Consider the following 3,203-nt stretch of genomic DNA (forward strand, 5'->3'; position numbering starts at 1 on the left):
GCGGTGCGTTTCGCCGACGGGGTCGGCGTGCTGGCCGCGGAGGGCGTGACCCGCTTCCTGGAGATCGGCCCGGACTCCACCCTCACCGCACTCGCACGTGCCGTTGCCGAAGAGGCTGGCGACGAAGCCCTTTTCGTCGCGACACTCCGCAAGGACCGGGACGAGTCCCGGACCACGGTGGCGGCGATGGCAGCGCTGCACGTCTCCGGCAGGGCGGTGGACTGGAAGGCGCTCCTGAACGACACCAACGAGTCGGTCCCGTTGCCCACGTACCCCTTCCAGCGGGCACGCTACTGGCTCGATCCTGTCGCCGACCACGCCGGACGTCGCGGGGAACACCCGCTGCTCTCGGACGGAATCGGCCTCGCCGACTCCACCACCGTAGTGGCCACAGGACGCCTCTCGCCGCGCACACAGCCCTGGCTCGGCGAGCTCGCCACCGGCGGCGGCTCGCTCGTGGCCGCCTCCGTCCTGACCGACCTGGCTCTTCACGCCGGACGCGGCATCGGCGCGCATCACCTTGCCGAACTGCGCGTCGACACCCCCCTGTCGCTCCCCACAGCCGGGGAGATCGAGGTGCAGACGGTCACGGAGGCAGTCCAGGGCGAGCAGCGTTGGGCCTTCTCTCTGTACGGACGGCCGTACGACCCCGACGCCGGCCCGTCGGACGAGGACCGGCCTTGGACCCGCCACGCCCACGGAACCCTGCTCGCCGGCTCCGATGATCCGACCGGCCCGAGCCCGGACGCCGCTGCGGCGTGGCCCCCGCCGGGCGCGGCGCCCGTTCCCCTGGACGAGGTGTACGCGGACGTCGACCTGCCGCGCTCGCAGGTGCTGACAGCAGTCTGGCGTCTGGGAGACGAGGTCTTCGCGGAGGCCGCTCTGCCGGAGACGGCGGAGGCCGAGGCGGCCAGGTTCGCCGTGCACCCCGCCCTGCTGGACTCCGCCCTGCTCGTCCTGACGGCAGCCGGACAACCGGCGCCGCACCTCGTGGCCTGGTCCGGAGTCACCCTCCACGCGCGTGCGGCGGCGAGCATACGGATGCACGTCGTTCCGCGCTCGACGACGGAAAGCGAGCTCCGGCTGCTGGACGTCACGGGGGCCCCCGTCCTGACCGCCTCGACCCTGGCCGTCCTGCCCTTCGACGCCCACGAACGTCCCGACGCCGTCCGGCAGCACGGCAGCGACCTCTACACCGTCACCTGGACCGCGGCCGAGGCCGCCACGGAGCGGCGGGGCGACGTAGAAGCCGTGGTCCGGCAGAGCCCGGATGAGCTCCTGACGGCTCTGTCGGCCACCTCGGACGACGGTCCCTTCGCCGACCTCGTCGCCGTCCCGTGGCACACCGCGGACGCCGACGGCGCCACCGGCGCCGGGCTCGTGCCCGACGTGCACGCTGCCGCGGAGCAAGCCCTCCGTCTGCTCCAGCGCTGGCTCACCGAAACGCGCGCCGACCACTCGCGCCTGCTGCTGCTGACACGCGGCGCGGTCGCCGCGCGCCCCGGCGAGACCGTGGCGGACCTGCCCGCCGCCGCGGTGCGAGGGCTGTTCAAGTCGGCAGCGTCGGAGAACCCCGGGCGGATCCTGCTCCTTGACACCGACACCGAGGCCACTCCCACCGACGACCAGCTCAGGGACGCGACCCGGCGGGGAAGAGACGAACTCGTACTGCGCGACGCGCAGTTGCTCGCTCCGACGCTCACACGGGTCGCGGCCTCCGCGCAGCGACCGGCCGCGGCGTCCTTCCCCGCGGACCGCACGGTGCTCGTCACCGGCGGCATCGGCACGGTGGGGTCCGCCACCGTCCGCCACCTCGTGCACCGCCACGGCGTGCGTCACCTGCTCCTCGTCAGCCGGCGGGGCCCGCAGACCCCGGGCGCAGCCGCGCTGATCGCCGAACTCGCCGCCGTCGACGCCCGAGTCACCGTCGTGAGCTGCGACGCGGCCGACCGTGACGCTCTCGCCGACGTCATCCGCGACATCTCGCCCGCACATCCGCTCGGCGCCGTGGTGCACATCGCCGGAACGCTCGACGACAGCGTGGTCACCTCCCTCACGCCGGAGCGACTCACCTCGGTGCTGCGGCCCAAGGTCGACGCGGCGGTCCATCTCCACGAGCTGACACGACACCTCGACCTGTCGGCGTTCGTGCTGTTCTCCTCGGCCGCCGCCACGTTCGCCGGCCCCGGGCAGGGCAACTACGTCGCCGCGAACTCCTTCCTGGACGCCTTCGCCGTCCGCCTGCGCGTCGACGGACGTCCCGCGGTGTCCGTCGCCTGGGGCCTGTGGGAAGCCGACAGCGCCATGACCACCGGTCTCACCGATGCCGCGCAGAGCCGCGCCGCCCGCAACGGCATCGGCGCGCTGCCCACCGGCGACGCCCTCGCCCTCTTCGACCGCGCCCTCACCCACATCGACGTCCCCTCGCTTCCGCTCCGCCTGGACCGCGCCGCACTGCGCCGGACCGCCGACCGGCTGCCCTCGTTGCTGCGTGCCCTGGCGGGCCGCCCCGCCCTGCGCGAGGCCGCGTCAGCGGCGCGACCCACCGCCCTGCAGCTCGGTCTCCTGGACCTGCCCGAGTCCCGCCGCCGTGACGCGGTGGCTGCGCTCGTGCGGAGCACGCTGGCCGACGTGCTCGGGCACGCCCCCGAAACGCACATCGGCCCGGACACGCCGTTCACGCAGCTGGGACTCGATTCCCTGACCGCGCTGGAGCTGCGCAACTCCCTCGGCGCAGCGACCGGAATCCGGCTGCCGGCGACCCTCGTCTTCGACCACCCCACACCCGAAGCAGTCACCGAACTCCTCCAGAGCGAACTGACGCCCACGCACACCAACGCCTCCGCGGTCCGCCTCGCCGAGGCCGCCGCGCTCGCCCCACTCGCCGACGATCCCCTCGCGATCATCGGCATGGGCTGTCGATTCCCGGGCGGCGTCGAGACACCCGAACAGTTCTGGGATCTGCTCCTGCAAGGGGAGGACTCCATCGGCGGCTTCCCCACGGACCGTGGCTGGGACAACCTCACCGCATTCGACGACCTGGACGGCACCGGACGCGGCGCGTCGGCGTACCCCCGACGCGGCGGCTTCCTGTCCGATGTCGGTCGATTCGATGCGGAGTTCTTCGGGGTGTCGCCGCGTGAGGCGTTGGCGATGGATCCGCAGCAGCGGTTGTTGTTGGAGGTGTCGTGGGAGGCGGTGGA

Annotated in this window: 1 protein-coding gene; it reads left to right on the forward strand. The window is 73.2% G+C overall.

The window, feature by feature from the left end:
* Nucleotides 1-3,203: SDR family NAD(P)-dependent oxidoreductase (locus ABT300_RS42645; RefSeq protein WP_351688155.1), on the forward strand; the 3,203-nt coding region annotated here is incomplete at both ends.

Origin of the sequence: Streptomyces sp. NPDC001027, from assembly GCF_040299045.1 — a bacterium.
GTDB lineage: Bacteria > Actinomycetota > Actinomycetes > Streptomycetales > Streptomycetaceae > Streptomyces.